The sequence below is a fragment of the Albimonas donghaensis genome (assembly GCF_900106695.1).
Classification (GTDB): domain Bacteria; phylum Pseudomonadota; class Alphaproteobacteria; order Rhodobacterales; family Rhodobacteraceae; genus Albimonas; species Albimonas donghaensis.
Genome location: NZ_FNMZ01000003.1, coordinates 372,700 through 397,056 on the forward strand (window position 1 = coordinate 372,700; position 24,357 = coordinate 397,056).

General features: G+C 68.7%; 23 protein-coding genes. 12 read left to right on the forward strand and 11 right to left on the reverse strand.

All coding sequences use genetic code 11. The annotated features are described in order from the left end of the window. Positions 1 to 20 precede the first annotated feature (20 nt). Positions 21 to 695: a Smr/MutS family protein gene (locus tag BLV24_RS11195; protein ID WP_245710513.1), complete on the reverse strand. Its 675-nt coding sequence runs from the start codon at positions 693 to 695 to the stop codon at positions 21 to 23. Positions 696 to 720: 25 nt separating this feature from the next. Beyond that, a complete protein-coding gene (locus tag BLV24_RS11200; RefSeq protein ID WP_425426093.1) occupies positions 721 to 1,383 on the reverse strand; it encodes a Tim44/TimA family putative adaptor protein in 663 nt (220 codons plus the stop codon). Between the two features lie 421 nt (positions 1,384 to 1,804). On the opposite strand from BLV24_RS11200, the gene BLV24_RS11205 reads away from it, so the two are divergent. The 3 genes from BLV24_RS11205 (at position 1,805) to BLV24_RS11215 (ending at position 5,239) form a co-directional block, all read left to right on the forward strand. Then, positions 1,805 to 2,362 carry an FxsA family protein gene (locus BLV24_RS11205; protein ID WP_092681683.1) on the forward strand — a complete coding sequence of 186 codons (558 nt, stop codon included), beginning with the start codon at positions 1,805 to 1,807 and terminating at the stop codon, positions 2,360 to 2,362. A 130-nt stretch (positions 2,363 to 2,492) separates the two neighbouring features. Next, on the forward strand, positions 2,493 to 2,960 hold the full coding sequence (gene secB, locus BLV24_RS11210) for a protein-export chaperone SecB (RefSeq protein ID WP_092681685.1): 468 nt from the start codon (positions 2,493 to 2,495) through the stop codon (positions 2,958 to 2,960). Between the two features lie 179 nt (positions 2,961 to 3,139). Beyond that, a complete protein-coding gene (locus BLV24_RS11215; protein ID WP_245710539.1) occupies positions 3,140 to 5,239 on the forward strand; it encodes a putative bifunctional diguanylate cyclase/phosphodiesterase in 2,100 nt (699 codons plus the stop codon). Positions 5,240 to 5,349: 110 nt separating this feature from the next. Here the strand turns inward: BLV24_RS11215 and dnaQ are convergent, their stop codons facing one another. Genes dnaQ through BLV24_RS11240 form a run of 5 tightly spaced genes read right to left on the reverse strand, consistent with a single transcriptional unit; the run spans position 5,350 to position 9,025 of the window. Then, complete coding sequence (dnaQ, locus tag BLV24_RS11220) at positions 5,350 to 6,057, reverse strand: DNA polymerase III subunit epsilon (protein ID WP_092681689.1); 708 nt, start codon at positions 6,055 to 6,057, stop codon at positions 5,350 to 5,352. Next, the gene (gene coaE / locus BLV24_RS11225; protein WP_092681691.1) at positions 6,057 to 6,662 is read right to left on the reverse strand and encodes a dephospho-CoA kinase; all 606 of its coding nucleotides are present in this window, start codon (positions 6,660 to 6,662) and stop codon (positions 6,057 to 6,059) included. The genes dnaQ and coaE overlap by 1 nt, the downstream gene beginning before the upstream one ends. Positions 6,663 to 6,672: 10 nt before the next feature. Further along, complete coding sequence (locus BLV24_RS11230; RefSeq protein WP_092681693.1) at positions 6,673 to 7,512, reverse strand: shikimate dehydrogenase; 840 nt, start codon at positions 7,510 to 7,512, stop codon at positions 6,673 to 6,675. After that, positions 7,509 to 8,174, reverse strand: coding sequence for a Maf family nucleotide pyrophosphatase (locus BLV24_RS11235; protein ID WP_342707992.1), 666 nt, complete (start codon positions 8,172 to 8,174; stop codon positions 7,509 to 7,511). Before BLV24_RS11235 ends, BLV24_RS11230 begins: the two co-directional genes overlap by 4 nt. After that, complete coding sequence (locus tag BLV24_RS11240) at positions 8,171 to 9,025, reverse strand: pyruvate, water dikinase regulatory protein (RefSeq protein ID WP_218133393.1); 855 nt, start codon at positions 9,023 to 9,025, stop codon at positions 8,171 to 8,173. Before BLV24_RS11240 ends, BLV24_RS11235 begins: the two co-directional genes overlap by 4 nt. A 471-nt stretch (positions 9,026 to 9,496) precedes the next feature. Between BLV24_RS11240 and hemE the strand changes: the two genes are divergently transcribed. From hemE to BLV24_RS11280, 8 genes are all read left to right on the forward strand, one after another. Next, positions 9,497 to 10,531 (forward strand): uroporphyrinogen decarboxylase, encoded by a 1,035-nt coding sequence (gene hemE, locus BLV24_RS11245; RefSeq protein ID WP_092681695.1) that lies wholly within the window; start codon positions 9,497 to 9,499, stop codon positions 10,529 to 10,531. Between the two features lie 10 nt (positions 10,532 to 10,541). Continuing rightward, positions 10,542 to 10,991, forward strand: a complete 450-nt coding sequence (hemJ, locus tag BLV24_RS11250; RefSeq protein WP_092681697.1) for a protoporphyrinogen oxidase HemJ — start codon at positions 10,542 to 10,544, stop codon at positions 10,989 to 10,991. 196 nt (positions 10,992 to 11,187) lie between these two features. Then, entirely contained in the window at positions 11,188 to 12,459 is a 1,272-nt protein-coding gene (rho, locus tag BLV24_RS11255) for a transcription termination factor Rho (protein WP_092681699.1), read from the forward strand. A gap of 18 nt (positions 12,460 to 12,477) precedes the next feature. After that, positions 12,478 to 13,791 carry a tRNA uridine-5-carboxymethylaminomethyl(34) synthesis GTPase MnmE gene (mnmE, locus tag BLV24_RS11260; protein ID WP_092681701.1) on the forward strand — a complete coding sequence of 438 codons (1,314 nt, stop codon included), beginning with the start codon at positions 12,478 to 12,480 and terminating at the stop codon, positions 13,789 to 13,791. A gap of 52 nt (positions 13,792 to 13,843) precedes the next feature. Beyond that, positions 13,844 to 15,724, forward strand: coding sequence for a tRNA uridine-5-carboxymethylaminomethyl(34) synthesis enzyme MnmG (gene mnmG, locus BLV24_RS11265; RefSeq protein WP_092681704.1), 1,881 nt, complete (start codon positions 13,844 to 13,846; stop codon positions 15,722 to 15,724). Next, a complete protein-coding gene (rsmG, locus tag BLV24_RS11270; protein WP_092681706.1) occupies positions 15,721 to 16,356 on the forward strand; it encodes a 16S rRNA (guanine(527)-N(7))-methyltransferase RsmG in 636 nt (211 codons plus the stop codon). Before mnmG ends, rsmG begins: the two co-directional genes overlap by 4 nt. Next, entirely contained in the window at positions 16,334 to 17,146 is an 813-nt protein-coding gene (locus BLV24_RS11275; protein WP_245710515.1) for a ParA family protein, read from the forward strand. The genes rsmG and BLV24_RS11275 overlap by 23 nt, the downstream gene beginning before the upstream one ends. Before the next feature lie 28 nt (positions 17,147 to 17,174). Continuing rightward, positions 17,175 to 18,038, forward strand: coding sequence for a ParB/RepB/Spo0J family partition protein (locus BLV24_RS11280; RefSeq protein WP_092681710.1), 864 nt, complete (start codon positions 17,175 to 17,177; stop codon positions 18,036 to 18,038). 13 nt (positions 18,039 to 18,051) lie between these two features. On the opposite strand, the gene holA is transcribed toward BLV24_RS11280, so the two are convergent. The 4 genes from holA to BLV24_RS21970 form a co-directional block, all read right to left on the reverse strand. Then, complete coding sequence (gene holA / locus BLV24_RS11285) at positions 18,052 to 19,068, reverse strand: DNA polymerase III subunit delta (RefSeq protein ID WP_092681712.1); 1,017 nt, start codon at positions 19,066 to 19,068, stop codon at positions 18,052 to 18,054. A gap of 13 nt (positions 19,069 to 19,081) precedes the next feature. Beyond that, complete coding sequence (locus BLV24_RS11290; RefSeq protein ID WP_092681714.1) at positions 19,082 to 19,609, reverse strand: hypothetical protein; 528 nt, start codon at positions 19,607 to 19,609, stop codon at positions 19,082 to 19,084. Further along, the gene (gene leuS, locus BLV24_RS11295; RefSeq protein ID WP_092681716.1) at positions 19,596 to 22,166 is read right to left on the reverse strand and encodes a leucine--tRNA ligase; all 2,571 of its coding nucleotides are present in this window, start codon (positions 22,164 to 22,166) and stop codon (positions 19,596 to 19,598) included. The genes BLV24_RS11290 and leuS overlap by 14 nt, the downstream gene beginning before the upstream one ends. A 216-nt stretch (positions 22,167 to 22,382) precedes the next feature. Then, positions 22,383 to 22,901: a DUF3576 domain-containing protein gene (locus BLV24_RS21970; RefSeq protein WP_176954710.1), complete on the reverse strand. Its 519-nt coding sequence runs from the start codon at positions 22,899 to 22,901 to the stop codon at positions 22,383 to 22,385. Positions 22,902 to 23,295: 394 nt separating this feature from the next. Here BLV24_RS21970 and BLV24_RS11305 point away from each other — a divergent pair, with 394 nt between their 5' ends. After that, positions 23,296 to 24,288 (forward strand): porin, encoded by a 993-nt coding sequence (locus BLV24_RS11305; protein ID WP_176954711.1) that lies wholly within the window; start codon positions 23,296 to 23,298, stop codon positions 24,286 to 24,288. Positions 24,289 to 24,357 lie beyond the last annotated feature (69 nt).

Consider the following 24,357-nt stretch of genomic DNA (forward strand, 5'->3'; position numbering starts at 1 on the left):
TTCGGCGCCGTCTCGGGCGGTCAGCCGGGTTTCTTGAGATAGACGTAGAGCGCGCCGTCGCCGCCATGGCTTTGATGGGCGGGGTAGACGCCGACCACCGTGCCCTCCAGCGGATGAGTGGCGAGCCAGTGCGGGACGGCGTGCTTCAGCACCCCGATCCGGTCCGGCATGAAGGGCGCGTCGTCCACCCGCTTGCGCCCGCCCTTGCCGGTGATGATCAGCACGACCCTTGCGCCGGCTTTCCGCTCCGCCAGGATGAAGCGGATGAGGGCGCGATGCGCGCGATCCGCGGTCATCCCGTGCAGGTCCAGCCGCGCGTCCGGGCGGCGCAGCCCTCGGCGCAGCTTCTGGGCGGTGTTGCGGTCGAGCCCCGCCGCCGGATCGAAGCCGTCCACCAGCGGGCGCAGCGGCGCCGGCTGCGGCGGCGGGCGACGCGAGCCGGTGGGGCGCAGGACCCGCGGCGCGGCCGGGGCCGCCGGCGGCTCGGGTTTCGGATCGGTATAGGGCGTCGTCGCGTCGGCGGTTCGGGGGAGGCCCCGGGCCGGTCGCACCGGCTCTCCGCTCTCGGCCGAAGGGGTGATCGCCACGCCGGAGCGCAATCCGCCCCGGGCCAGCGGCGCGGCATCCGCCACCACCCGGTCCCAGAGCGCGCGCTCCTCCGCGGTCAGGCCGCTTCGCCGGCGTCGTCCGGCCACGCGGCCTTCCCCCTTCGTGTCCGGATCAGCCGCCGGTGGCGGTCAGGATCCAGTTCGGATCGTCCGCGCCCATGCGACGGGTGAAGGTCCACAGGTCGGTCTGGCGGCGGATCTCGGTCGGATCGCCCTCGACCACCTGATGCTCGGCGTTGCGCACGACCGAGACCAGTTCGCCCACGAAGCGGACCTCGATATCGGCCTCGCGCGAGTCATCGGTGAAGATCGCCGAGAAGATCCGGGCCTCCTTCACGCCGATGAAGCGGGCCTCGACGGTCAGGCCTTCCTGCTCGCGGGCGCGGATGGCGGCGGCGAAGCTTTCGAACACCTCGTCCGACAGCAGCGGGCGCAGGGCGGGAATGTCGCCGGTCTCGAAGGCCATGAGGATGAGCTCATAGGCATGGCGGGCGCCCTCGACGAACTCGGAGGGGCGGAAGCCGGGCTCCGCGGCGGCCATGCGGCGCAGCGCGACGGCGGATTCGCCGTCGGCGTCGGCCACGCGGGCGATGTCGGCGTCCAGATCGGCGCCGCCGTCGATCACCTCGAATTCCGGACCCCGCCGGCGCGCATCGGGCGCGGGCGCGGAGGTCGGCCCGGTCGGGCGCTCATACCCCGTGCGGGTCCCCAGAACGCCCTTGAGGCGCCAGAGCACGAAAACCGCGATCGCGGCCAGGATGATCAGTTGCGTCATGTCGTCCATATCGCTCGGCGTCGTCCGGGTGGGCCGCTCTCGTCGCCGGGCGGCGCGAGCGGCGTAAACGCCGCGCAGGCTGCGGGGCGGATCACGGGACTATGTAGGCGCCTGACGGCTCCGAGTCCAACGGACATGCGGCGATGAGACCGCGCCGATGTCGGTTTCCGGCGAAGCGCAGGCGTCCCGCCCGGCGTTCGCCGGCGACGTTCACGCGGAAATGACGAGCGGCGCGGGCGCGGGCGACCCCGATCCGCGCGCGGAAAGACCCCGAGTCAGGCGGGATTCGACGCTGCGGAGCGTTCCGGGCTGGGACTTGACGCCTCGGGCGCCTATATCCGGGGGATCGCGGCGAAAAGCGCCGCCGACCGGGCCGCTGGCCCGCGCCCGTGGAGACCCAGTCCGAAGGAGACGCGCCGGGATGTGGCTTTTCGCCCTTTTCGTGGCCGTGCCGATCGTCGAGATCGCCCTGTTCATCCAGGTGGGAGGGGTGCTCGGCCTGTGGCCGACGCTCGCCATCGTGATCCTGACGGCGCTGGCCGGCACCGCGTTGATGCGGGCCGAGGGGCGCGGGGCGATGGCGTCGCTGCAGCGCTCGTTGTCCGAGGGCGGCGATCCGTCCGGTCCCATCGCCCATGGCGCGATGATCCTGGTCGCGGGCGTGCTGCTGCTGACGCCGGGCTTTTTCACCGACGCGCTGGGACTGGCGCTGCTGCTGCCGCCGGTGCGCGCGGCGTTGATCCGCTTCGGCGCGGCGCGCATGGCGGCGGGTCTGCGCTCGGGCCGGGTGGTGATGACCACCTCGGGCGGCTTCGGCGCGGGCCCGGGGGCCGGTCCCGGCGGCCCCGGCGCGTATCCGGGGAATCGCCCCGGCGACATCATCGATGGCGACTACACGCCGGCGGACGAGGCGACGGAAAAGCCCGCCCAGCCCGGCGAAGCCGACCCCCGCTCGCCCTGGCGCGACGGCGGGACCTGAGGCGAGACCGCCGAGGATCGCCCGCTTTCCGCGCCGCGCGATTGCGAGCCGCGCCCCGAGACGCTAGACCTGCGCCCGACTTCCGCCGATTTCCGCCCCCCGGGGCGACCGCCAATGCGAGGCCGTTGACATGTCCGATGCCGCCCAGGCGCAGCCGCAGCCGCAGATTTCCATCATTTCCCAGTACGTCCGCGATCTGTCCTTCGAGAACGTGGCCGCCCAGTCCCAGGTCGCGAGCCAGGACAAGCCGGACATCAAGGTCTCGGTGAACCTCGACGCTCAGCCGCGGGGCGAGGACCGCTACGAGGTCCGCCTGAAGCTGTCCGCCACCTCGACCGCCGGCGAAGCGACGATGTTCGTCGCCGAGCTGGACTATGCGGGCGTGTTCACGGTGAAGAACGTCCCGCAGGAGCATCTGCACCCGCTGCTGCTGATCGAATGCCCGCGCCAGCTCTTCCCCTTCGCGCGGCGCATCATCTCCGACGTGACCCGCGACGGCGGCTACCCGCCGCTGATGCTGGACATGGTGGATTTCGTGGCGATCTACCGCCAGGAGCTGGCCCGCCGTCAGGCCGAGCAGCCCGCCGGCACCGCCTGATCGCCGCCGCCCGCAGGGGCGGGATAATCAACGGCCCGCGCCCTGTTTCTCCGGGGCGCGGGCCGTTTTCGTTCCGGCCGCCGTTCGCGCAAGGTTTCGCGCGACACGGTTCGGAAACCGAATCATGCGAAGTCTCTTTCGGGTAGGAGACCGCATGATCGGGGTGCGACTTGATTGAGGTGATCACATGCCTCCGGGACGGGCATGACGCGACGCTGGTCGCCGCGGCGGCGCTGATCTGCGCGCTCGGCGCGCTGGTTTCGACGCGCATGTTCAACAAGGTGCCGGGCGGTGAGGTTGCCGGTCGCAAGGCGTGGCACGTCCTCCAGGCAGGGCTGACCGGCGGCGCCACGATCTGGACCACGCATTTCGTCGCCATGATCGGTTTCGATCCCGGCGTGCCGGTGGCCTATCACCCGCTGCTCACCATGCTGTCGCTCGTCCTCGCCATCGCCGGGGTGGCCGGCGGGCTCTGGATGATCGCCCGCTCCCGCGGAACCCTGTTGGCGGAAGCCGGGGGCGCGGTCATCGGGCTCGCGGTGCTGGGGGCCCATTACATCGGCATGGCGGGGCTGCGGCTGTCGGCGGACCTGGTCTGGCATCCCGGAATGGTCATCGCCTCGGTCGTCCTGGCGCTGGGTTTCGGGGCGCTGACCGCCAATCGCATCGCCCGGCCGCGGACCCGGTTCTGCTGGTACGGCGGGGTGGTCGCCTTCTCGCTGGCCATCGCTTCGGGTCATTTCACGGCCATGGGCGCGCTGACCGTCGCGCCCCATACGGTCGAGGTTCCGCTAGACGGGCTCGTGCCGGACCGGACCCTGGCCATGCTCGTGCTGCTGGTGATGGGCCTGTTCCTGCTATTCGGCTTCAGCAGTTTCCTGATCGGCGAAGATGCGCGACGCGACGCCGCCGAACGCCTGCGGCGCCAATCCCTGCACGATCCGCTCACCGACCTGCCCAACCGCACCATGCTGCGCAACCGGCTGTCGCAGCTGCTCGATTCCGCCGGCTGCGGCGAGGTGATCGTCGCCGTGGGGATAGACCTGGACCGCTTCAAGCCCATCAACGACGTGCACGGTCATGCCGGGGGCGACGCCCTGCTGCTCGCGCTGTCCGATCGGATGACCGGCCTGCTCGGTCCGCAGGAAATGGTGTGCCGGAACGGCGGAGACGAGTTCATCGCGCTCAAGGCCGATGCCAAGGGACCAGAGGACGCGATCGCCTTCGCGCGACGCCTGCACGACGCGCTCACCCGCCCGGTGGACTGGCAGGGTTTCCGGCTGTCGGTGGGCGCGAGCCTCGGCGTGGCGCTCGCGCCCCAGCATGGGGGGGAGGTCGAGACGCTGCTGGGGCGCGTCGATCTCGCCATGTATCGCGCCAAGGCGTCGTCCGAGCAGGTGGTGATCTACGACCCCGCCATGGACGAAGTCAGCCGCGCCCGCAGCCTGATGGCGGTGGAGCTGCGCGCAGCGCTCGAACTCGGCCAGCTCGAAGTGCATTTCCAGGCCCAGAGCGACATCCCCACCCGCGATCTCGTGGGGTTCGAAGCCCTCGCCCGCTGGCGTCACCCGGAGCGCGGCATGATCCCGCCGTCCGACTTCATCCCGATCGCCGAAGCCACCGGCCTGATCCGGGAGCTTGGGGTCTGGGTGCTCAACGCCGCCTGCCGCGAGGCCGTCTCCTGGGCGGAGCCGCTGCGCGTCGCGGTCAACGTGGCGCCCCAGCAGCTGGCCCAGCCCGATTTCGCGGAAACCGTGCTCGACGCGCTGCTGGTCACGGGGCTGGAGCCCTCGCGCCTGGAGCTGGAGGTGACCGAGGCCAGCCTGATCTCCGACAAGCGACGGGCGGAGGAAGTGATGGCCTCGGTCAAGGCCGCCGGCGTGCGCATCGCGATGGACGATTACGGGACGGGCTACGCGTCGCTCTCGACCCTGCAGACCTTTCCCTTCGACAAGATCAAGATCGACCAGAGCTTCATCAAGCCGCTGGGCCGGGACCGTCAGGCGGCCGCCATCGTGCGCTCCACCCTGATCCTGGGGGAGGCTCTGGGGATCCCCGTGCTGGCCGAGGGGGTGGAGACGGAGACGCAGCTCGCCTTCCTCGACCGCGCGCGGTGCCGGGAGGCGCAGGGCTACCTGTTCGGAAAACCCTGCGGCGCCGCCGAAACCGCCGAACGGGTCAGGGAGCAATGGGCCCGCAAGCGCGCCGAGTTCGCGCGGGGCATGTCCGACGCCGCCGCGCCCGGCGCCGCCGCGGCCGCAGCCGCGGCGGGAAGATGACGCGACGGACGGGTGTCGGACCGGCAGGGCGACGTCAGAAACAGGGGGCCGGGGTCATGACTTTCGGGGAGCGGGGATCCCGCGGCGCGCCCGTTCGTTCGCCCTGAGCTTCAGTCGGCGGACCCGTATTTCGACCAGATCGCGCCGTCGCCCAGCTCGGCCACGAAGGCGGCATGGGCCTCCGCCTCCGCCTCGGTCAGGCGTGCGCCAAGCGCGCGCGGGCGCGGCGGCGGGGTCCAGTCGGAGAGACGGCCGGCAGTGCGCTTCTCCTGCTCGGCGTTCCCCGCGCCGAGGCCGAAATCCGGCTGCCGGCCGCCGATCAGCTCCAGATACACCTCGGCCAGAAGCTCCGAGTCGAGCAACGCGCCGTGGTAGTCCCGCCCGGAATTGTCGACCCCGAAGCGTCGGCACAATGCGTCCAGCGTGTTGGGCGACCCCGGATACCGCTTGCGCGCGATGGCCAGCGTGTCGATGGCCATGTCCGCGGGCAGCCGCGGCCGCCCGCACCATTCCAGTTCCGCGTTCAGGAACCGCATGTCGAATTCGGCGTTGTGGATCACCAGCTTGGCGTCGCCGACGAACTCCACGAAATCACCCGCGATGGCCGCGAAAACCGGCTTGTCGCGCAGGAAGTCGTTGCCCAGACCGTGCACGCGGAAGGCGTCCTCGGGCATGTCCCGTTCGGGGTTGATATACTGGTGATAGACCCGCCCGGTGGCGACGTGGTTGAGCAGCTCCACCCCGCCGATCTCGACGATCCGATGACCCTCCTTCGGCTCGAAGCCGGTGGTCTCGGTGTCCATCACGATCTCGCGCATCAGGCGGTCCCGCGCAGTTCGGCGATGATGGCCTGCACCTGCGCCCTCGCCGCCTCGATCCCCTGGGAGGTGTCGACGACATGGTCGGCGCGCGCCCGTTTCTCGGCATCCGGGGTCTGCTTGGCGAGGATGGTGCGGAAGGTCCCCTCGGTCATGCCCGGACGGGCCATCACGCGTTCCCGCTGCACCTCGGCGGGGGCGGAGACGACGACGACCGCGTCATAGCGGGTCTCTCCGCCGGTTTCGTACAACAGCGGCACGTCGCAGACGGCCATGTCGCAGCCCCTGGCTTTGGCGTCGGCGATGAAGGCTTCGCGGTCCTCCCCGACCAGGGGATGCGCGATCTTCTCCAGCGCCGGGATCACCGAGGGATCGGACGTCGCCGCGGCGCGCAGGGCGGCGCGATCCACCGCGCGGGCCACGCCCTCGCCGGTCACGCAATCGGGGAGCAGAGCCGCGATTTTCTCCACCGCCGCGCCGCCGGGACCGTAAAGCCGCGCCACCGCCGCGTCCGCGTCCCAGACCGGGACGCCGGCCTCGGAGAACATGGCCGACGTGGTGCTTTTGCCCATGCCGATGGAGCCGGTGAGGCCGATGAGAATCATGTCGTCCCTCTCAATCCGCCAGCATGGCGGCGCGCAGGTCTTCGTCGACCTCGGGCGCCACGCCGTACCAAGCCTCGAAACCGGGCCGGCCCTGATGCAGAAGCATCCCCAGCCCGTCGACCCAGCGCATGCGCCGGGACTGGGCCTCTTCCAGCAGGGGAGTGATCAGCGGCGCGTAGACGATGTCGTTGACCAGGGCCGTGCGCGGCGCGCGCTTCAGCGAAAACGGCAGCGCCTGCTGGCCGGTCATGCCCAGCGCGGTGGTGTTGACGATGGTGGCGACGCCGTCCATCGCGTCCTCCACATGCAGCCAGTCGACCGTGCGGACCTTGGCGCCGAACTGGTCGGCCAGGAAGTCGGCGCGGGACCGGGTGCGATTGGCCAGCCGGATCTCCGGCGCTCCGTCCGACAGAAGCGCGGAGATCACCGCGCGGGCCGCCCCGCCGGCGCCCAGCACCAGCGCCGGCCCGTCCGAACCCTTCCACCCCGGCGCCCCGGCGCGGAGGTTCTCCAGAAATCCGTAACCGTCGGTGTTATCCGCGTAGATCGAGCCGTCTTCGCGGAAGGTGATGGTGTTGGCCGCCCCGATCAGCGCCGCGCGGTCGGAGACCTTGGTGGCGAAGCGCAGCACCGTCTCCTTGTGCGGAATCGTGACGTTCACCCCGCGGAATCCCAGCAGCGGCAGGGACTGGAAGGCGGATTCGAAGTCCCGCGGCTCGATGCCCAGCGAGATGTAGTCGCCCTCGATCCCGTGACGCGCCAGCCAGTGGCGATGCAGCCGGGGCGAGCGCGTATGCGCGATGGGCCAGCCCAGCACGCCGGCGAGCGGCAGACGGTTGCGGCTCGTCATTCTTCCAATCGTCCTCTTGCGCGCAGAAAGCCGAGAAGCTCCAGCAGGGGCAGTCCCAGTACGGTGAAGTGGTCGCCGTCGACGCGTGAGAAAAGCTGCGCGCCGAGCCCTTCCAGGTGATAGCCGCCGACGGTTCCGGTCACGGTATCGCCCAGCCGCGCAAGATAGTCATCCAGAAATCGTTCCGACAGGGGCCGCATGGTAAGGCGCGCGGATCCGACATGCCGCCAGACCGGGCGGGCGTCGAGCGAGATCACCGCCGCCGACAGCAACTGGTGCGCCTTGCCGGAAAGAGCGCGGAGATGGGCGCGCGCCTCCTCCACGTCGCGGGGCTTGTCGAAAACCCGGCCCTCGCAGCTCAGCACCTGGTCGCAGCCCAGCACCAGTTTCCCGGGCAGGCGGGCGGAGACGCGGTTGGCCTTCAGCTCGGCGAGCGTGTCGGCGATGTCGCGCGGCGGCGCGGATTCGGCGCGCATCGCGTCCTTCACGGCCTCCTCGTCGACACGGGCGGGCATGACCTCGATCTCCACCCCCGCCGCGCGCAGCAGGGCGGCGCGGGCCGGTGAGGCGGAGGCCAGCACCAGCGGCCCGCCATCGTCAGGGGCGGGCGCTTCGGCCGGCGCGAATCCGGGCGCGTCGAAGCGCGGGGGCAGGTCGGTCACAGCGCGGGCTCCTCCCCTTCCTTTTCACGCAGCACGGCCATGATGGCGGCGGCGGTCTCTTCGATCGAACGGCGGGTGACGTCGATCACCGGCAGGCCCAGCCGGTCGAAGGTCAGGCGGGCCTGGGCGACTTCCTCGCGCACGCGCTCGGGATCGGCGTAGTCCGCCCCGCGCATATGGGGCGAGGCGCCGATGACCTCCAGCCGCTGACCGCGGATCTGCACCAGCCGGGACGGCGAGGCGATGAGCCCGACCGCGGGAATGCCCGCGGCGATGGCCTCTTCCAGCGCCGGGGGCATGGAGCGGCCAGGCACCAGCGGCACATTGGCCGCCATGATCCCGCGCACCGCGAGATAGAGGCAGGTGGGCGTCTTCGACGTCCGCGACACGCCCACGAGGATCACGTCCGCCTTGCGCAGCCGCTCCGGCGTCGCGCCGTCATCATGGGCCATGGCGTAGTCGATGGCCGCGACCCGGTCGAAATAGCCGCCGTTGACGTCATGCTGCTTGCCGGGCCGCCGGCGGCCGCGGGTGACGCCGAACTGCTCGGACATCGCGTCGAAAAAGGGTTTCAGGAGCGCGACCATCGGCACGCCGAGCTGCTCGCAGCCATCGCGCAGCCGCGCGGCGAGGCTCTCGTCCAGAAGGGTGTAGACGACCAGCCCCGGTTCATCCGAGATTTTCTGCAGGGCGGCGTCCACATCGCGTCGCGTGCGGGTGAACACATGCACCCGGCGCGTCAGCTCCAGTCCGTCGAACTGGCTGATCACGGCGCCGGCTGCCGCCGATACGGTCTCTCCCGTGGAATCCGAGAGAAGATGCAGGACATGTCGTTCCGTCCGGCCGGTCACGGCGGGCGGCGCCTCCCCTAAAGCTTTGCGTTTGGTTCGCGCTCAATCTGTCAAAGCCCGAGGCCGGGGATAAGTGCCAATAGCGGGGATAACCCGGTCGGATTCAGGTATGTGGCCGGGGCGCCTCAGGGACCCTGTGGACGGAGCCCCTTTCCATCCACCTGTGAGGGGAATCCCCAGCCCGACCCTCGGCACCTGTGGATAACTTTCGCCGTCCGTGGAAAGATTATGAGGATAACGGGGATAGCGAAAGCGATGCGCGAAGAGCCATCTGCAAGCCACTGATTTTGCTTGGAGAATTTTGCCCGATTTTTCCACAATCATATGTGCACAGGGAAAACGGGTCGAATGAGCCTGTTGACACCCGTGGACTAAGTTGTGGATTTCTCCCCCGCGAGCGGGGATCACCGTTATCCACGCCCCTACACACTACTACCACTTATCAAAGAAATCCCCAGCCGAAGGAACGCCATGACCCCGAACGCGAAACCGCTGCTCCGGGCCCTGGCGGGCGAGGCGCTGCCAACCCCTCCCGTCTGGCTCATGCGCCAGGCCGGCCGCTACCTGCCCGAGTATCGGGCGACACGCGAGAAAGCCGGATCGTTCCTCGATCTTTGCTACAATCCCGAACTCGCGACCGAGGTGACGCTGCAACCGATCCAGCGCTTCGGCTTCGATGCGGCGATCCTCTTCGCGGACATCCTGCTGGTGCCCCAGGCGCTGGGGGCCGACGTGACCTTCGTGCAGGGAGAGGGGCCGCGGCTGTCCACCGTGACCAGTCCTGAGGATCTCGCGCGCCTGGGCCCCGTCGATGCGATCCATGACACGCTCTCGCCGGTCTATGAGACGGTCAGTCGTCTTTCGACGGCGCTCCCCTCCGACGTGACCCTGATCGGCTTCGCAGGCGCGCCCTGGACCGTGGCGACCTACATGATCGCCGGGCGCGGGACCCCGAGCCAGGAACCCGCGCGTCGCCTGCTGATGCAGCAGCCCGAGGTGTTCTTCGCCCTGCTGGACAAGATCACCGACGCGACCATCGAATATCTGTCGCGCCAGGTCGAAGCGGGCGCGGAGGTCGTGAAGCTGTTCGACAGCTGGGCGGGCTCGCTGAGCGCGCCGGATTTCGGGCCGGTGTGCCTGGAACCCAACCGTCGGATCATCTCGGAGTTGAAATCCCGTTATCCAAATCTCCCGGTGATCGCATTTCCGCGCGGCGCCGGGGGCGCCTATGAGCGTTTCGTCGCCGAAAGCGGCGCGGATTGCGTCGGGCTCGACCAGCACGTGCCCCTGGATTGGGCGCGCGAGCGGCTGCAACCGAAGATCTGCGTTCAGGGCAACCTCGATCCGATGCTGATGGTCGAGGGCGGCGAGAAACTGGACCGCGCCGCGAAGACCATCTGCGAGACGCTGGGCGATGGTCCGTTCGTGTTCAATCTCGGCCACGGGATCACGCCGGACGCCGATCCCGCGAATGTCGAGCGGCTGTTGCGCGCCGTGCGCGGCTGAGGGGGCGGAAATGGACCTGCTGGCCTGGTATCCCTGGTTCAAGGCGATCCACGTGATGTCGGTGATCGCCTGGATGGCGGCGCTGCTCTACCTGCCGCGCCTTTTCGTCTATCATGCGGAGCGCGGCGCGCCGGGCTCCGAGCTGTCCGAAACCTTCAAGGTGATGGAGCGCAAGTTGCTGCGCGGCATCATGAATCCGGCGATGATCTCATCCTGGACGTTCGGCTTGCTGACGCTCGTGTCGCTCGGACCCGGATTCCTGGCGAATTCCCCCTGGCTGCATGCGAAACTGCTGCTGGTGGTGCTGATGACCGGCTATCACATGGCCTGCGCGCGGTTCCGCCGCGATTTCGCCGAGGATGCGAACCGGCGCAGCGGCCGCTTCTATCGCATGATCAACGAAATACCGGCCCTGCTGATGGTCGGCATCGTGATCCTTGTGATCGTGCAGCCGTTCTGATCGGCGCTTTCGCCTCTGTTCACAGGGATATTCGGGGGTGGACGCGGATTTGGGACGAGTCTTGTTTGACTCGGGCCCTCTTCTGCGCATATGTGCCCCCCAACAGCGCGCGCCACATCTCTCTGCGCGCGCGGCTCCCCCCCTATTCCCGCGACGCAACGCTCAGATTCCTCTCGCGGGCTCACACAGGCGCCAGATGGATATTCAGGAACTCAAGCTCTCCGAGCTGAAGGCGAAGTCGCCTACCGCATTGCTGACCTTCGCGGAAGAGCTGGAGGTCGAGGGCGCCTCGGCCCTGCGCCGCCAGGACATGATGTTCGCCATTCTCAAGGAACTGGCGGACCGCGACGTGGAGATCTCGGGCGGCGGCGTGCTTGAGGTTCTCCAGGACGGGTTCGGCTTTCTGCGTTCGCCCGAGGCGAACTACCTGCCCGGCCCCGACGACATCTATGTGGCGCCCCAGCAGATCCGGCGCTTCGCGCTGCGCACCGGCGACACGGTTGATGGCCTGATCCGCGCTCCGAAGGAGGGCGAGCGCTATTTCGCCCTGGTGAAGCTGAACCAGCTGAACTTCGACGATCCGGAGAATGCGCGCCACAAGGTCCATTTCGACAATCTCACGCCGCTTTATCCCGATCAGCGGTTGCGGCTGGAGATCGAGGATCCGACGATCAAGGACAAGACGGCGCGGGTCATCGACCTGGTGTCGCCGATCGGCAAGGGCCAGCGCTGCCTGATCGTGGCCCCGCCGCGCACCGGTAAGACGGTGATTTTGCAGAACATTGCGAACTCGATCGAGAAGAACCACCCCGAGGTCTACCTGATCGTGCTGCTCATCGACGAGCGGCCGGAGGAAGTCACGGACATGCAGCGTTCGGTTCAGGGGGAGGTCGTGGCCTCGACCTTCGACGAACCGGCGACGCGGCATGTGGCGGTTTCGGAAATGGTGATCGAGAAGGCCAAGCGCCTGACCGAGCATGGGCGCGACGTGGTGATCCTGCTGGACTCGATCACCCGTCTCGGCCGCGCTTACAACACCGTGGTCCCTTCGTCGGGCAAGGTGCTGACCGGCGGTGTCGACGCCAACGCCCTGCAGCGCCCCAAGCGCTTCTTCGGCGCGGCGCGCAACATCGAGGAAGGCGGCTCGCTGACCATCATCGCCACCGCGCTGATCGACACCGGGTCGCGCATGGACGAGGTGATCTTCGAGGAGTTCAAGGGCACCGGCAACTCGGAGATCGTGCTGGACCGCAAGGTCTCCGACAAGCGCGTCTATCCTGCGATCGACATCCTCAAGTCCGGCACCCGGAAAGAGGACCTGCTGGTCGACAAGTCCGAGCTGGCGAAGATCTTCGTGCTGCGCCGGATCCTCAACCCGATGGGTCCGTCCGATGCCATCGAGTTCCTGCTGGGCAAGCTCAAGCAGACCAAGACCAATGGCGAGTTCTTCGACTCCATGAACACCTGATCTCCGGAGGCCCGGAGGATGGAGACCCGCGACACCATCTTCGCGCCGGCAACGGCGCGAGGACGCGCGGCGGTTTCCATCATCCGGGTATCCGGTCCCGGCGCCGATGCGGCGCTGGCGCGGCTCTGCGGGGCGATTCCCGAGGCACGGCGCGCCGTCCTGCGCATCCTCCGCGGGCCTGAGGGCGATCCCATCGACCGGGCGCTGGTCATCCGCTTCGAGGCGGGCGCCAGCTTTACCGGCGAAAACTCCTTTGAAATTCAATGTCATGGCGGAAGAGCCGTGCTGGCCGCGGTTCTGGATGCGCTGGCGTCCTGTCCTGGGCTGAGACTGGCCGAACCCGGTGAGTTCACGCGTCGGGCGCTGGAGAACGGACGTCTGGATCTGCTGGAGGCCGAGGGCCTCGCCGATCTGGTGAACGCCGAGACCGAGGGTCAGCGTCGCCAGGCGCTTCGCGCCATGCGGGGCGCGCTGGGGGACCAGGCCGCGGCATGGCGGACGTCCTTGATCCGGGCGAGGGCGCTGGTCGAAGCGGTGATGGACTTCGCTGACGAAGAAGTGCCGGAAGATGTCGGACCGGAGGTCTCCGCCCTGATCGACCAGACCGCCACCGCCATGCGGTTGGCTCTGGCCGGCGCCGCGGCGGCGGAGCGGGTGCGCGAAGGGTTCGAGGTCGCTCTGGTCGGCGCGCCGAATGCCGGAAAATCCACCCTGCTCAATGCGTTGGCCCGGCGTGAGGCGGCGATCACCTCGGCGACCGCGGGAACCACGCGGGACGTGATCGAGGTGCAGATGGACCTCCGCGGGCTTCCGGTCACGCTGCTGGATACCGCGGGATTGCGTGAGACGGCGGATGATATCGAGGCGATCGGCGTCGCCCGCGCGCGGGAACGTGCCGATGCCGCGGATCTGCGGATCTGGCTTCAGGCGCCGGGCTCGGCCGGGATCGCGCCGCCTGAGGCCTGGCTGCGAGAGGGCGACCTTTGGCTCGGGAGCATGGCGGACGTGGGAGACGGGCCTGAAGGGGCGATTCCCGTGTCCGCGCGCACTGGGGAGGGGCTCGACCGCTTGATCGATCGGATCGCGTCGGAGCTGGAATCCCGGGCGGCGGGCGCTTCGGCGGTGGTGCGCGCGCGTCATCGGAAGGCGCTGGAGGCGGGGCTGGCCCATCTCGACCGCGCTACGCTATGGTTGGGGCGCGGCGAAGCCTTGCTGGATCTCGCCGCGGAGGAACTTCGGCTGGCCTCAGCTATGCTGGAGACGCTGCTCGGGCGGGTTGATGCGGAGCGGGTTCTGGACGATATCTTCGCGGAGTTCTGCCTCGGCAAGTGAATCCGGGCGTCCAGCATCGGCGCGCAAGGCGCCAGGTTCGGGTCAGGGACCCATGTTTCACGTGAAACACGACTTCGATGTCATTGTGATCGGCGGCGGTCACGCGGGAACCGAGGCGGCCGACGCCGCCGCCCGGATGGGCGCTGCGGCGGCGCTGGTTACGCATGATCTGGCACGATTGGGCGAAATGTCCTGCAATCCGGCCATCGGCGGACTGGGCAAGGGCCATCTTGTCCGGGAAATCGATGCGTTGGATGGCGTTATGGCGCGTGCGGCCGATGCCGCGGGCATCCAGTTCCGCCTGCTCAATCGCCGCAAAGGGCCCGCGGTGCAGGGCCCGCGGGCGCAATGCGACCGGCGACTGTATCGAACCGCCGTCCGAAAGTTCCTTGAGGCAGCGGCCGGCCTGAGCTTGATCGCCGGCGAGGCGGTTGACCTGGTGATGGACGGCGACCGGGTGGCAGGCGTCGCGCTGGCGGATGGCATGCGCCTGACAGCCCGTGCCGTAGTGCTGACCACGGGGACGTTCCTGCGGGGTGTCATACACATCGGGGACCGTCGGATCGAAGCGGGGCGGATGGGAGACAAGGCCTCCGTTCGTCTGGCGCAGCGCATCGACGATTTCGCCCTGCCCCTCGGCCGTCTGAAAACGGGCACCCCGCCGCGCCTCGATGGAAGAACCATCGACTGGGCGAGCCTGGAGGAACAGCCGGGGGACGAGACGCCGGAGCGTTTCTCCTTTCTGCCCGGAGGCCCTCTGCCCCGGCAGGTTCCCTGCCACATCACGCGAACCACTCAGCGGACCCACGAGATCATCAGCGCCAATCTTTCGCGCTCCGCCATGTATGGCGGGCATATCGACGGGATCGGACCACGCTATTGCCCGTCGATCGAAGACAAGGTGGTGCGTTTCGCCGACAAGTCCTCGCATCAGATCTTTCTGGAACCTGAAGGGCTTGGCGATCACACGATCTATCCCAACGGGATCTCCACCTCGCTTCCCGAGGAGGTGCAGCGCGAATACGTCGCCTCTATCCCCGGGCTGGAGGCCGCCACGATCCTGCAGCCGGGATATGCCATCGAGTATGATTACGTTGATCCGCGAGCGCTGACCGCGACGCTGGCCACGAAGGATGTCCCCGGATTGTGGTTGGCCGGGCAGATCAACGGGACCACCGGGTATGAAGAAGCGGGAGCGCAGGGCCTCGTCGCGGGGATCAATGCGGCGCTTGCCGCCCAGGACCGAGCGCCGGAGACGTTTGATCGGGCCGAGGGCTATCTTGGCGTGATGATCGATGACCTCGTGACCCGCGGCGTGGCCGAACCCTATCGCATGTTCACGTCGCGGGCCGAGTATCGGTTGACCCTGCGCGCCGACAATGCCGACCAGAGGCTGACGCCGCGGGGGATGGAGCTGGGCTGCGTCGGCGATGCGCGGGCTGAGGCGTTCACCGGAAAGATGGAGGCTTTGGCCCAGGCCAGGTCGCTCGCCGAAGCGCATACATTGACCCCGCAGGAGGCGCGGGCTCAGGGGATCGTGGTTTCGCTGGATGGCCAGCGCCGCGATGTGGCGCAGCTTCTGGCCCATGAGGGCGCCAGCTTCGCGCGGTTGGCGGAGATCTGGCCGGACCTGGCCGCACTCGATCCCACCATCGCGCGCCAGCTTGAGATCGAGGCGCGTTATGCGCAGTATTCGGAAAGGCAGGAGGCGGATGTGTTGGCGCTGCGGCGGGACGCGGCGCATCCGTTGCCGCCGGGCCTGAGATTCGACGAAATTTCCGGTCTTTCGCGTGAACTGCAGGACAAATTGAACCGAGCCCGGCCGGAGACGCTGGCTCAAGCTGGCAATATAGAGGGCATGACCCCGGCGGCATTGACCCTGCTTCTGATCCACGCCCGCCGCGCGTCGGCGCTTCAGGCTGCGTCGCGATGAGTGCCGAGGCGATTCTCGAGGGCCTCGGTGTTTCACGTGAAACACGGGAACGGCTGGAGTTGCTGGCCGCCCTGCTCGCCAAGTGGAATCCGAAGATCAATCTGGTCTCGAATTCGACGCTGGCCCATGTCTGGACCCGTCATATCGCGGATTCCGCGCAGATTTACGGCCTTGCGCCGGCATCCGCCCGGACCTGGATCGATCTCGGCTCCGGCGGAGGTTTTCCCGGCCTGGTGATCGGCGCGCTTGCCGCGCAGTTCAACCCGGATCTGGAGCTTACGCTGGTCGAATCGGACCAACGGAAATGCGCCTTTCTCGCGACGGCTTCACGTGAAATGGGCATTCGGACGACGGTTCTGCCCCGGCGGATCGAAACGCTGACCCCTGGCGCCCGCGACATAATCTCGGCGCGGGCCCTGGCTGCGCTGCCCAAGTTGCTGGAACTGGCCGCGCCATTGGCCGGACCGGACACCATCGCGCTGTTTCCCAAGGGGGCGGACGCCGCGTCCGAATTGACCTCCGCCGCTAGGGACTGGCATATTCGGCACAGAGCGCATCCGAGCGCCACCGACCCGAATGCGGTCATCCTGGAAATACTGGAGTTTCGGCGTGGGCCTCTCGAACGCGCGTGACGGCGCTACTCGCCGTATCCTGGCCATCGTCAATCAGAAGGGCGGGGTCGGTAAGACCACTACGGCGATCAATCTCGCCGCCGCGCTGGTGGAATCCGGAAAGCGGGTGCTGATCGTCGATCTCGACCCCCAGGGGAACGCCTCGACGGGGCTGGGCATCCCGCATTCCCGCCGTGTGCGGAACTCCTACGATCTTCTGGTCAAGGAGGCGACGGCCTCGTCCTTGGTGCAGCCGACGACGGTGGAGAACCTGTCGGTGATCCCGGCCAAGGGCGATCTCAGCTCCGCCGATGTGGAACTGGTGAGCGATGCGGGGCGCGCGCGGCGGTTGCAGAAGTCATTGCGGGAACCTGAATTGCTCGCCGCCTGGGACTATATCGTCATCGATTGCCCCCCGTCGCTGAGCCTTCTGACGGTCAACGCCATGGCGGCTGCGGACGCGGTTCTGGTGCCGCTGCAATGCGAGTTCTTCGCCATGGAGGGGCTGAGCCAGCTCCTGACCACGGTGAAGGAGATCCGGCGCGGATTGAACCCGGCGCTGACGGTGGAGGGCGTGATCCTCACCATGTACGACCGCCGCAACAACCTGTCGGAACTGGTGGCCAACGATGTCAGGGCCAATCTCGGCGATGTGGTGTATCGGACCGTGATTCCGCGGAACGTGCGCCTGTCCGAAGCCCCGTCCTACGCCGTGCCGGCGACGGTTTACGACCCGACGTCGACCGGAAGCCTGGCCTATCGCGCCCTGGCGCGGGAGTTGCTGGAGCGTGGAACCCGCTCGGCGGCGTGATGATGACGTTGAAAACAAAGGAAAAACCGTGAAGCGACCGCAGGGTAAAGGGCTTGGCCGGGGACTGTCGGCGCTGATCGGGGAATCCGAGCCGGAGGAGGGGCTGGCCAGTCCCGAGGCCGATGCCATCGCCATCGACCTGATCAAGCCGAACCCGGACCAGCCGCGCCGTCGCTTCTCGGATGACGAGATCGACGAGCTGGCGGCCTCGATCCGCGAGCGCGGGGTGATCCAGCCGCTGGTTCTGCGCCCCGACCCGTCCGGCGAGGGCTACCAGATCGTCGCCGGCGAACGGCGCTGGCGGGCTGCGCAGCGTGCACAGTTGCATGAAGTGCCGGCGGTGGTGCGCGATCTCGACGACCAGACGGTTCTGGAAGTCGCGATCATCGAGAACGTCCAGCGGGCCGATCTCACTCCGGTTGAGGAGGCCCGCGGCTACTCCCGCTTGATGCAGGATTTCGGGCATACGCAGGAAAAGTTGGCGAGCATCGTGGGCAAGAGCCGTCCGCATATCGCCAACGCCCTGCGGCTGTTGACCCTGCCGGAGACGGTGCTGGGCTACCTGGACGAGGGGCGGATCTCCGCCGGTCATGCGCGTGCGCTGGTGACGGCGGAGAACCCGGTGGCGCTGGCCGAGCAGGTGATCGCCCGCAATCTCTCGGTGCGGGAAACCGAGGCGCTGGCCCGGCGCGCCAAGCCGGAGGGACCGGCGCGTCCCTCGGGCGGGGCGGGCAAGGATGCGGATACCAAGGCGCTGGAGATGGACCTTTCGGCCAATCTCGGCATGAAGGTGCGCATCGACCACAAGAGCGAGAAGGACGGCGGAGAACTTCGAATCCGCTATGCGACTCTCGATGAGCTCGACGCCATCTGCCAGCTGATTTCGCGCTGAGGGACCCGGGGCCTCAGGGCCTCAGGGTCGCCAGCCGGACGATCAGCCGCTCGACCGATGCGCGCTCCGGCGCGGGGGCGGAGGAGCGCAGGCCCAGTTCGGCTTCCAGGATCATCGACAGCGCCGCTTCGCAGGGGCGGATCGGCCAACCGCGGGCCGCGCGCAGCATGGCGTCGCGGCGCTGGCCGTAGAGCGGCGGCCGCATCCGTCCGACCGCAGCGTCCGGGCCGTCCGGAGAGGCCGCCAGCGCGTGCAACTGGCGGAACTGACGCCCCAGAGCCAGGGCCACGGAAGTCGCGGTCGCGCCCTTGGCCGCCAGCCGTCCATGGGCGGCCAGCGCAGCGTCCGGGCGACGGGCGAGCACCGCCTCCACAACGCCGTCCACATCGCCCTCCTGCGTTTCCGGCGCAAGGGAGAGGACGTCCGCCGCCTCCAAAGGAGACGTAGCGTCAAGGGCATAGAGCGCCAGCGTCCGGACCAGTCCCCGAACCTCGGCGGGTTCCAGGAAGGCGGCGAGGTCCAGCAGGGCGTCGCGACCGCCGTCCGAGATGCGGTCGAGCCCGGCCTCGGACAACATCGCGCTCAGCCCGTCGCGGTCCAGCTCCTGCGGATAGATCGCGAGAGACGCGCAATTCCCAGAATCTTCGAACAATTTCCGTAGCTTGGACCGCGCGTTGAGCTGCCCGGCCGTGACCAGCAAGGCGCCTTCGCCGGGTTGCAGCCCCTCGATCGCGCTGGAAACGGCGTCGGTCGCGCCATCCGCGGCGCCCTCGATGACCACGACGGGCCGCCCGCCGAACAGCCCGCCGGAGCGCAGGGCGTCGCGCAGGGCGGCGGGATCGCGGCGCGCCTCCCCGGGATCCATGGCGGTGATCTCCGCGCCCTCTCCGGCCGCCTTGAGCAGCGTGGAGGACAGGCGCACGCGCAGGTCGTCTATTTCCAGCGCGTCGGGGCCGTGCAGAAGCAGCGCCACCACGGCCGGGTCGGGGCGGGCGGCGAAGCCCCGGATGCGGCCGCTGGGAATTTTCATCGCACGCGCGCTCTCAGCCGGCGCCGAGACGGGCGGCGATCTCGACCCAGATGCGTTCGCCCAGTTCTCGGGCCACGCGGGCCTCGGTGTCGCGACGGGCGGCGCGGGTGGCGTAGACCGAGCCGGTCGCGGAATAGGCGGACATCGCCTCCACGGTCCCGCCGAGCGCCTCGAAGTCCCTGGGGCCGTCCAGGGTCCAGATAGATTGTCCGCGGACCACGTAGCGGGTGGTGTCGCTGTCCTGGGTGATGACCAGCCCGGTCTGGGTCATCACCAGGTCGGCGGTCAGCAGGTAGACGCTGTCCTCCCCCGCCTTGCCCATGCGGCTTTGCAGGGAGGCGCGAAGCTCGAAGCCCAGCCGGCCCTCGGGCACGTTGTAGACAGTGGCGCCGTTGACGGCGGTGGCGCCGCCGCCCTCGCGCAGGGCCGGGGTGAACCCGCAGGCCGCGAGCCCCCCCGCCCCCGCGCCCAGCAACGCCAGGCGCAGAAGCGCCCGGCGGGGGACAAGGGCCTTGCAGGCGGTGGGATCAGGCGACGACATTCACGATCCGCCCGGGCACCACGATGACCTTGCGCGGCCCGTTTTCGCCCAGATGTTTGCGCACGCCGTCCTCGGCCAGGGCCAGGGCCTCGATCTCCTCCTTGGAGGCGGTTTTCGCCACGCGGATCTCGGCGCGTTTCTTGCCGTTGACCTGCACGGGCATCAGGACCTGATCGTCCTCCAGCAGCGCGGGATCGGGCTCGGGCCAGGCGGCGCCGGTCAGCAGCGTGTCGTGACCCAGCGAGGCCCAGAGCTCCTCCGCGAAATGCGGGACGAAGGGGGACATGAGCCGGGCGATCAGCTCGAACGCCTCGCGCAGGGCGAATCCGGCGCCGGCGTCCCCGGCCTTCACCTGGGAGATGGCCGCCGCAAGCTCGTAGAGCCGCGCGATGGCCTTGTTGAAGGCGAAGCCCTCGATGTCCCCGGTCAGGTCGCGGACGGCCCTGTGGGCGGCCCTGCGCAGCCCCATGGGGCCATCGGCGATCTCCGCCGGCGCGTCGGACCCGGCGGGGGGCAGATCGGCCTCCGCGTAGAGCCGCCAGACCCGGTTGAGAAAGCGGTTGGCGGCCTCGGCCCCGGCGGCGGTCCACTCCACGTCCCGCTCCGGAGGGCTGTCGGACATGATGAACCAGCGCGCGGTGTCGGCGCCGAACTTCTCGATGATGTCCTCGGGGGCGACCACGTTCTTCTTGGACTTGGACATCTTGATCGACGGTCCGGTGGTCACCGGCGCGCCGTCCAGCGTCACCCAGCCGCCGCCCTCGGCTGACTTGACCTCCTCGGGCGCGAGCCATTTGCCGGCTGCGTCCTGGTAGGTCTCGTGGCAGACCATGCCCTGGGTGAACAGCGCCTCGAAGGGCTCGATCGCGGTGTCGGGCAGGTGGCCGGTGCGGGCCATGGCGCGGGCGAAAAAGCGGGAATAGAGCAGGTGGAGAATCGCGTGCTCCACCCCGCCGATATACTGGTCCACATTCATCCAGTAGGCGGCGTCGTCCGGTTCCGTCGGCGTGGTCGCGCGGGGCGCGGTGAAGCGGGCGAAATACCAGGACGAATCCACGAACGTGTCCATGGTGTCCGTCTCCCGCCGCGCATCGGCGGCGCAGACGGGACAGGCCACGTGCTTCCAGGTCGGGTGCCGGTCCAGCGGGTTTCCGGGCTGGGAGATGTCCACGTCCCTGGGCAGCTCGACCGGGAGATTCTCCTTCTTCTCCGGGACGGTGCCGCAGGCGTCGCAATGCACCACCGGAATCGGACAGCCCCAGTAGCGCTGGCGGCTGACGCCCCAGTCGCGCAGGCGGTAGTTCACCTTGCGCTCGCCCTGGCCGGCGGCCTCCATGCGTTCGGCGACGGCGGCCTTGGCGTCCTCGATGCTCATGCCGTCGAGGAAGTCGGAATTGATCAGCCGGCCCGGGCCCACATAGGCCTCATCGGCCACCGCGAAACTGGCGGCGACGGCGTCCGAGGGGGCCACGACGGGGACCACTTCCAGCCCGTATTTCCGAGCGAAATCAAGGTCGCGCTGGTCATGCGCCGGGCAGCCGAAGATGGCGCCGGTGCCGTAGTCCATCAGGATGAAATTGGCGATCCACACCGGCAGCGTCTTGCCGGGGATCAGCGGGTGATCGACGGTGATCCCGGTGTCGCGGCCCAGCTTCGGCGCGGTCTGGATCACCTCCTCCGAGGTGCCGGTGCGGCGGCACTCGTCGCAGAAGGCGGCGATCTCGGGGTCGGAGGCGGCCAGCTTCACGGCCAGCGGATGATCCGCCGAGACCGCGCAGAACGAGGCGCCGTAGAGCGTGTCGGGCCGGGTCGTGTAGACCTCCAGCGCCTCGAACCCCTCGGGCGCGCCGGCGGTCTTCCAGGAGAACTGCAGCCCCTCCGAGCGTCCGATCCAGTTGCGCTGCATGGCGCGGACCTTGTCGGGCCACTTCTCCAGCCCGTCGATGGCGCTCAGCAGCTCATCGGCGAATTCGGTGATCTTGAAGAACCACTGCACCAGCTCGCGGCGCTCGACCTGGGCGCCGGAGCGCCAGCCCTTGCCGTCGATCACCTGCTCGTTGGCGAGCACGGTCATGTCCACCGGATCCCAGTTCACCACCGACTTGCGGCGGTAGACCAGCCCGGCTTCGAGGAAGTCGAGGAACAGGGCCTGCTGCTGGGCGTAATACTCCGGGTCGCAGGTGGCGAATTCGCGGGACCAGTCGAGCGACAGGCCCATCGGCGCCATCTGCTCCTTCATCACGGCGATGTTCTGATAGGTCCAGTCGCCGGGATGCACGTTGCGTTCCATGGCGGCGTTTTCGGCGGGCATCCCGAAGGCGTCCCAGCCCATCGGATGCAGCACGTTGAAGCCGCGGGCCATCTTGTAGCGGGCCACCACGTCGCCCATGACGTAGTTGCGCACGTGCCCGATATGGATGCGCCCCGACGGATAGGGGAACATCTCCAGCACGTAGTATTTCGGCTTTTCAGGGTCGACTCGGGCGCGGAACAGCTCCGCCTCGTCCCAGGCCTTCCGCCATTTCGGCTCCGCTGCGCGGTGGTCGTAGCGCGTCATCCGTCGTCCCCGGTTCCCTGGCCGCGGGCGAAGGGCGCGCGCGGCCGGCCATATGCCTAGGCCGGCGCCTGGTCCGACAGGCCCGGTCAGGGACCCGGCGGACGCGCACGGCGGTCGCTGGCCGTCTTAGGCCGGCGCGCGGGGCTTTTCAATGAGGCCGGGACGGACAGGCGGGCCGGGGGGAGGGCCGCGCAGGGTGATGCGCGGCCGTCCGGTTCAACCGTCGGCTTCCAGCTCCGCCACGCGAAGCTGGCGGGCGCGGGTCAGGATCGCGTCCTCAAGACGCCGCGGCGTCGCGTCGGACACGTCGGCGGGCGCCCAGGCGCCGTCGCCGCTCTTCACCTCGCGGTAGACCGCGACGCGCAGCGACCGGGCCTCCAGCTTGTAGTCGGTGATGTAGGCGGTGACCTTGAAGCGCTCGTCCGGGGTCTGGGCGGAGTTCGACCAGTCGGTGACGATCACGCCCGAGAACGGATCGGTCGAAGCCAGAGGCAGGAATTCCAGGGTCTGCAGCGACGCCCGCCACAGATACTTGTTGACCGGCAGCGATCCGCCTTCGCCATCGGGGCCGGTGGGTCGCCCGGTCGCGAAGAGATCGCCGACCACGGTCGGGGTCTCGAACCGCGAGCCCGACTGCACGGCCTCCCGGTCGGTAAGGGGTGTCGGCTCTTCGCCATCGAGCCCGCATCCGGCGAGCGCCGCCGCCGCCGCAAGGCAGACGAGTCCGTTCCGCATCAGCCGCATAGGCTCCTGTTCCTTCGCCCAAACCGCACGATGCGTCTGTCTATCCGCCGAGGCCGAGCGATGCAAAGGGGTTGGGCCCCCGCGCGGATGACGATCCGGCGATGCCGCAGGGACCCGCGCGTCGCCCGCCCCGCGGGGGCCCCGCACGGTCATCGGTCCGGGCTCCGCGTCGACGCGCAGGACGGTCGCGACAGCGGTTCGGTCGCGCCCGGCGCAGGGACCGCTTGTGGCGCCGTTGCTACAAGTCGAAGGGCTCGCATCGGGGGGAGGGACCATCAGCGTTGACCGGCCGGGCGCTTTGGACGACACAACGTCTCGTATTCATCGGACAAACCGATGGATGGGAACACATCGACTCACAAAGAACCCATCTGCGAGGGACACTATGAAGAAGATTCTCTTCGCGACGACCGCGCTCGTCGCTGGCGCCGCTGCCGGCATCGCGTCCGCCGCTGAGCGCCCGACCGGCTCCGTCGGCGGTTACATGTTCTTCGGCGCCGGCCTGACCGACGTGACCGCCACCGGCGACACCGAAGTCGCGCTGCTGCGTGACGGCGAAATGCACCTCAAGTTCTCGGGTTCTTCCGACAACGGCCTGACCTTCGCCGGCCGCGTCGAGCTCGAGGCCTTCACCACCGGCGACCAGATCGATGAGAACTGGGCCACCGTGTCCGGCTCCTTCGGTGAGATCCTCGTCGGCTCGAACGACACCGCCGGCGACAACTACGGCGACGTCGGCATCTTCTGCGCCGCCGGCTGCCGCATCGCCTACTACGACGGTTTCGGCGAAGTGCCGATGGCCGGTTCGGATGACGGCTTCGACGCCCTCATGATCATGTACGCGACCCCGACGATCGCCGGCTTCACCGCCGCCGTGTCGTTCACGCCGGACGCGGGCTATGACGGCGCCAACGACGGCGCGCGCGTCACCACCGGTGACCGTCCCTATGCCGGCGCTTCCAACGTCGTCTCGCTGGCCGCCAACTACTCGGGCGAGTTCTCGGGCTTCGGCGTCGCGCTGGGCGGTGACTACACCTTCGGCGATGCGACCACCGGTTCGGGCGGTCAGGACATCGACGTCTGGTCGCTGGGCGCCGAGCTGGGCTATGCCGGCTTCACCGGCGGCGTGCACTACGAGAACAACGAAGCCACGTCCTCCGACGACGTCGCGATCGGCTTCCGCTACCGCACCGGTCCCTGGACCTTCGGTGGTGGCTACGCCTTCTCCGACACCGCCGCTTCGGACATCGACACCTTCGCCGGCTGGGTCTCCTACGCCCTGGCCCCGGGTGTGACCGGCCACGTCGCCGCCATGTATGGCGACAACGGCGCCACCGACGGCTACAACATCTACACCATCCTCCAGGTTGGCTTCTGATCTTTCGATCAGTCGGATGTGATGGGGAGCGGGCCTTGGCCCGCTCCCTTTTCGTTTGGGGGGCCGCTT

Coding starts and splice junctions, on each gene's coding strand:
- mnmG (WP_092681704.1), top strand. CDS start 13,844: ATGTTTCACGTGAAACACGACTTCGATGTCATTGTGATCGGCGGCGGT.
- coaE (WP_092681691.1), bottom strand. CDS start 6,662: ATGATTCTCATCGGCCTCACCGGCTCCATCGGCATGGGCAAAAGCACC.
- rho (WP_092681699.1), top strand. CDS start 11,188: ATGGATATTCAGGAACTCAAGCTCTCCGAGCTGAAGGCGAAGTCGCCT.
- hemJ (WP_092681697.1), top strand. CDS start 10,542: ATGGACCTGCTGGCCTGGTATCCCTGGTTCAAGGCGATCCACGTGATG.
- hemE (WP_092681695.1), top strand. CDS start 9,497: ATGACCCCGAACGCGAAACCGCTGCTCCGGGCCCTGGCGGGCGAGGCG.
- mnmE (WP_092681701.1), top strand. CDS start 12,478: ATGGAGACCCGCGACACCATCTTCGCGCCGGCAACGGCGCGAGGACGC.
- BLV24_RS11230 (WP_092681693.1), bottom strand. CDS start 7,512: ATGACGAGCCGCAACCGTCTGCCGCTCGCCGGCGTGCTGGGCTGGCCC.
- BLV24_RS11205 (WP_092681683.1), top strand. CDS start 1,805: ATGTGGCTTTTCGCCCTTTTCGTGGCCGTGCCGATCGTCGAGATCGCC.
- rsmG (WP_092681706.1), top strand. CDS start 15,721: ATGAGTGCCGAGGCGATTCTCGAGGGCCTCGGTGTTTCACGTGAAACA.
- dnaQ (WP_092681689.1), bottom strand. CDS start 6,057: ATGCGCGAGATCGTGATGGACACCGAGACCACCGGCTTCGAGCCGAAG.
- BLV24_RS11290 (WP_092681714.1), bottom strand. CDS start 19,609: ATGTCGTCGCCTGATCCCACCGCCTGCAAGGCCCTTGTCCCCCGCCGG.
- holA (WP_092681712.1), bottom strand. CDS start 19,068: ATGAAAATTCCCAGCGGCCGCATCCGGGGCTTCGCCGCCCGCCCCGAC.
- secB (WP_092681685.1), top strand. CDS start 2,493: ATGTCCGATGCCGCCCAGGCGCAGCCGCAGCCGCAGATTTCCATCATT.
- BLV24_RS11305 (WP_176954711.1), top strand. CDS start 23,296: ATGAAGAAGATTCTCTTCGCGACGACCGCGCTCGTCGCTGGCGCCGCT.
- leuS (WP_092681716.1), bottom strand. CDS start 22,166: ATGACGCGCTACGACCACCGCGCAGCGGAGCCGAAATGGCGGAAGGCC.
- BLV24_RS21970 (WP_176954710.1), bottom strand. CDS start 22,901: ATGCGGAACGGACTCGTCTGCCTTGCGGCGGCGGCGGCGCTCGCCGGA.
- BLV24_RS11200 (WP_425426093.1), bottom strand. CDS start 1,383: ATGACGCAACTGATCATCCTGGCCGCGATCGCGGTTTTCGTGCTCTGG.